At 61.1% G+C, this 4,573-nt stretch carries 3 protein-coding genes; all 3 read right to left on the bottom strand.

The features are described 5' to 3' along the window. A partial coding sequence (locus EN893_RS19800; protein WP_206640140.1) for an autotransporter-associated beta strand repeat-containing protein occupies window positions 1-2,004 on the bottom strand: 2,004 nt, incomplete at its 3' end. A 423-nt stretch (window positions 2,005-2,427) separates the two neighbouring features. After that, window positions 2,428-3,321: an AraC family transcriptional regulator gene (locus EN893_RS19795; RefSeq protein ID WP_127269045.1), complete on the bottom strand. Its 894-nt coding sequence runs from the start codon at window positions 3,319-3,321 to the stop codon at window positions 2,428-2,430. Between the two features lie 411 nt (window positions 3,322-3,732). After that, window positions 3,733-3,867: a hypothetical protein gene (locus EN893_RS39905; protein WP_256754990.1), complete on the bottom strand. Its 135-nt coding sequence runs from the start codon at window positions 3,865-3,867 to the stop codon at window positions 3,733-3,735. Window positions 3,868-4,573 lie beyond the last annotated feature (706 nt).

The raw sequence follows: 4,573 nt of genomic DNA, 5'->3' as shown, positions 1-4,573 counted from the left end.
CTGGCTGTTCGCCACGCCCGCTGCGCCGGTCAGTGTGACCACGCCGCCGGCCAGGTTGAGGCCGGACGAGCCTGAGATGATGTTGCTGGTCGGCGCTCCTGGCGCGGCGAAGTTCAGCGCCAGGGTGCCGCCATTGACCGTGGTGTCGCCGGTATAGGTGTTTGCCCCGCTCAGCGTGAGCGTGCCGGTGCCGCGCTTGATGAGGCCGCCGCCGCTGGTGGCGCCGTCGGCGATAACGCCGGCATAGCTGGTGCTGGCGGCGCCGTTGATCGTCAGATCGGCGCCGTTGAGAGTCACGCTGCCGCCCGCGCCGGCGAGCGACGTGGCCGTGGTATCAAAGCCATTGAGGTCCAGCGTGCCGCCATTGACGACCACCGCGTTGGGCGCGCCGAACGCGTTGGCGCTGCCGGCCCGCAGGGTTCCGCTGGTGACGGTAGTCGACCCGACATATGTGTTGGCGCCGCTGAGCAGCCAGCTGTTTCCCGCCGCGCCGTTCATGACCAGATTGCCGTTGCCGGAAATCGCGCCCGAAAAGGTGTTGCCGCCGGCGAAGCTGCCGCCAAGCGTGAAGGTGTCGCCCGGATTGGCTGGATTGAACGAGGCCGCGCCGCTCAGCGCCAGCGAGCCGGTGCCATCATTGAGGATCGCGCTGGCGCCGTTGAGCGACAGTATGCGGTCGGTGCTGGCCCCCGCGCCGGTATAGGACAATACGCCGGTGTTGAGGTTGATGATTGAGCCTGAACCCAGCGAGCTGGCGGCCCCCTGGTTCGCCAGTGAACTGGCCTTCACGGTAACGGTCTGGATCGTGACGGCACCACCAAAGGTGTTGGCTCCACCCAATGTGATAGTGCGGTTTGTCCCGCCGCCCATGAATATGAAGGGCCGGGTTGCAAGGTTGCTGCTGATGACGCCCAGCACTCCAAGGTCCGCCGTCTGCGCGTTCAGAATGACAGATGCTGCAAACCCGCCGCCCGCTGTCATGTCTCCGGTTACGGTCAGCGTGCCGGTTCCCTGATTTGTCAGGGCGGAGGAGCCGGTGCTAGGCGCCATGTTCCAGCTGCGGTTCGAAGTATCGCCGCTGCCGGTATAGACGGCGGAGGCATTGCGGACGAAGACCGTTCCGTTGGCCACCGTGGTTGCCGCGCCGAGCGCGCTTGCCTCGCCCAGGTTGCCGATCGATGTGAAGTACAGGTTGAAGCTGTCGGTAGCGACCGCCCCGGTGAAATCATTGGTATCATCGCTCAGCACCGTCTGTGCGACCAGGGAAAAGCCGCCGGCGCCGGTGATGTGCGCAGAGCCGACACCTCCTCCAATGGCGGCGGTGCCGGAGAGCAGCGTAACAACGCGGCTAGCGGCGAGCGCGCCAGTGCTTTGCAAAATCGTGCCCGCCGACAAGGTGATGCCATTGCTGGCGGCGCCGAGCGCCGAATCGCCACTGACGTTCAACCTACCCGCGGTCACATTGATACCGCCGCCGAAGGTATTGGCGCCGGTGAGGGTCAGGGTACCCGCTCCCGCCTTGGTCAGTCCCGCAGTGCCGGCCAGAATCGAACTGATGGTTGCGACACCGTTGGTGGTGATCGTCGGGGTGGCACCGGCGAGTGTCAGCGTGCTGCCCGTGACCGTATAGGTCGTGTTGGTGTTGATGGTCAGGCTGTTCGCGGTGATCGGCGCGCCCAGCGTCACTGTGGCGATTGTTCCGCTGGCGCCGCCGAAGATGGCATTGTCGAGAGCGGCGTTGCTCCACGGCGTATAAGGACCACTGACGCCGTCGCTGTTGGGACTCCACCGATTGGAGCTCACGTCCCAGGTCCCAGTGCCGCCAGTTCCGGCCGCCGTGCCGTTGGGATCCCAGTTTCTGTCGGCGGTGGCGGCCGGCCCCGTGGCCAGCGTCATCAGCAGGACCGCTGGCAGGAGCGGGGCGGCCAACGCCCGCGCCGCCGCGGAGGCCGGCTGCGCCATATGAGCGGCGTAGCTCGCCGCTTCGCCCTTCCACTTGGTCATCCGGCCACCGCGCAGTAGCTGGGAGAAGATAGGCCTATCTGCTTGCCTCGCCGCCCGTCCCTTGGGACCCGGTAGCGCTTGAGAGGATGCGCGCCTAGGATGAAGGTGGCCGGCTTTCAGCCTCGGGTCGCCGGCACTGTCGCCGCCGTCCTTCTGGTCATGGATGGTCCCGCCGCAGGCCAACCCAGCCATGTATCCCCCTACATTAGAAAGTCTTAATGCAATGCATCCCAAGGAATCAGGACACTGGCGCCAACATGGGCATGGAAACATCCGGACGTATTTCAAAAAGGTACGACGTTTGACAAAAACGTCCGACGCGCTTTGTTTTGATTAGACACTTCTACCGGAGTGTTACTGGAATATCACAACTCATTATTTCGTAACGCTAATATTGCCTTAACTGATGCCCGAAATCGCACGCTAGATTGAGGATCGAAAGCGGGTCGGGGTCGCGCCCCGGAACTTCCTCATCGCAGCTGTCAAATGACTCTGGCTTGAAAACCCGCTTAGATAGGCAACCTCCGCAATGGTCATGTCTCGGTTCGATAACAGACGCGTGGCGTGGTCGAGCCGGAGGTCCAAAAGGTAGCGATGCGGCGTCATCCCAAAGCTTCGGCTAAACGCTTGGGTGAAATGCTTCGGTGAAAGCTTTGCAAGTGCGGCTAGCTCGCCGACAGATATCTTGCGGGCGAGGTTGATTCGCAGGAACTCCTGCAGTTTCTGCGCGGACTGCCTGGAAAGACCGCCCTTGAACTGCTCCGGCCCGCTGGTTCGTATGGCATATGCGTGAAGCACGTGAATGCCCAGGATCGCGATCAGCTGCTCGACGTGGAAGCGGTTTGCGCCCTCCTTCTTCGTGAGCTCCGTCTTGAGCAGTTGGGCGACACGCAACGCATTGTCGTCCCGTGTGCCCAGGGGCGGAGGCGTCAGCTCCGTTTCCACTGGGCCAAATTGCTGCCTGGCCAGTTCTTTGAGACTGTCGTCCGGGTAGACGATAGTGGCGCTCTCCCGCGCCTGTGATAGACGCAGCCGCGCTTCAAGATGTGCCGGCTTGACAATGATGCTTCCTGCCGGCGCGTCATAGCGCTCGGCCTTGCCCCCTCCAAGTGTGGCACACACGGGTGCGGCCTCGAGACCGACAAAGACAACGTGTTCACTCGCCTCGAAGGTGTGCAGCCCGGGTGGCATGAGGGAATAGGTCGCCCTGCCCCGCTGTGTCGCAATCGTCCACTCACCGGTAATCGAAGAAACAGACTGCAAATCCTGATCGGATGAATTGAAGCCGTCATCAAGCTCGTGATCAGAAGAAATCATGTTAGTCCGTCGGTGTCATGGGCGGCAGGAAACACATTCACGGCATCTATTAGAATTCTCTAATTTATATAACACTCTTCCATGCAGCCTGGCTGAGCGTCTTTACCATTTGGGATGTAAACTGTTCCTCGAATGACCCGGTTCCCGGTCGTTCGATTTTGATTCCACTTAACGATGGTACAGCAGTTCTGTACCACACAAACGCAACGTTTGTGGACCAGAGTTAAGCGGCTCTGCCCAGCGAAGTGGCTGCATCCGACCGCGTCTTGGCTCAATCATCGCCTCTGCCGTCCATGCGATGCTGGGCGAGCGAACGATAGGTTTGCTACGGGCCTCGTCCGTGCAGTAGACGGCTGAAGGAGCGTCTCGCCGATCGCGCTTTTAAGTCGGCACATAGGCTCCGAGTGTCACTCAATTTGACCAAACCCAGCCGCGAAAAAATCCCATCGAAAGATTGCCGCGCACAGATGCCGACGCATATTGGTCGAGGTTTGAACCGCGGTTGGACGCGCGAGCCACAAAATATCCAACGATGGTGACGGACATTGCGTGACTCCGAACAGCGCCCAATCGAGAACCCACCAGAGCAGCAGCGCCTCCGGGGCTTTTGACTAAAGCGTGGAGGACCGGGAGAATGCGAGGTCGAAGCTGGATCCGGCAAATGCGGCTGGCCGAAGCCCAAATGCTCAGGGAACAGATCGTCCGACTGGAAACTGAGCTACTTACCCAGACAGGGGCTGCCAAGCCAAGAAGGCTTACCGAGCTCGGCTACCACATTCATTCCAGCAAATCGCGGCTTCAACGGCTGGAACGCTGCATCTCTGCCCTGCAATCGGCCGATCGGCGGCGAGTAGAACACAGGCCCCAGCAGGTCTAGTGTGTTCCTGCACTAGCTTTGGCCGTCGACATGGACGGCCGTTACCGCCAGGAAGCTCACATCGAACGTCCGCCACTGGATCGAGCTGCCCCTGAGAACTCGGAATGTGCGCTTTTTGAGCGGTACTGAGAGAGATCCTAGCGTCGGGGGTTGGGCGCCAAGCTGCCGTTCACACTTGGAAGTCATGCCGTCGCGCTATCGGGCGCAACGTGCCACTGGGGTCGATCCCTGCAAAGGCATGGAAAAGCCGAAACTAGTATCCCACTTTGTCCATGAGCACCCGCAATTTGGGCTGTGGAGTGACCCAGAAAGTTCGAAAAGCTTCCAGGAACCCCAGGCAAACTGGACTCGGGGCGCGTATGGACTGTCTCAGGG

The organism is Mesorhizobium sp. M7A.F.Ca.CA.004.04.2.1, assembly GCF_004022825.1.
Taxonomy (GTDB): domain Bacteria; phylum Pseudomonadota; class Alphaproteobacteria; order Rhizobiales; family Rhizobiaceae; genus Mesorhizobium.
The sequence above is the reverse complement of the archived record's forward strand: the minus strand, read 5'-3'. Positions and strand labels throughout refer to the sequence as shown.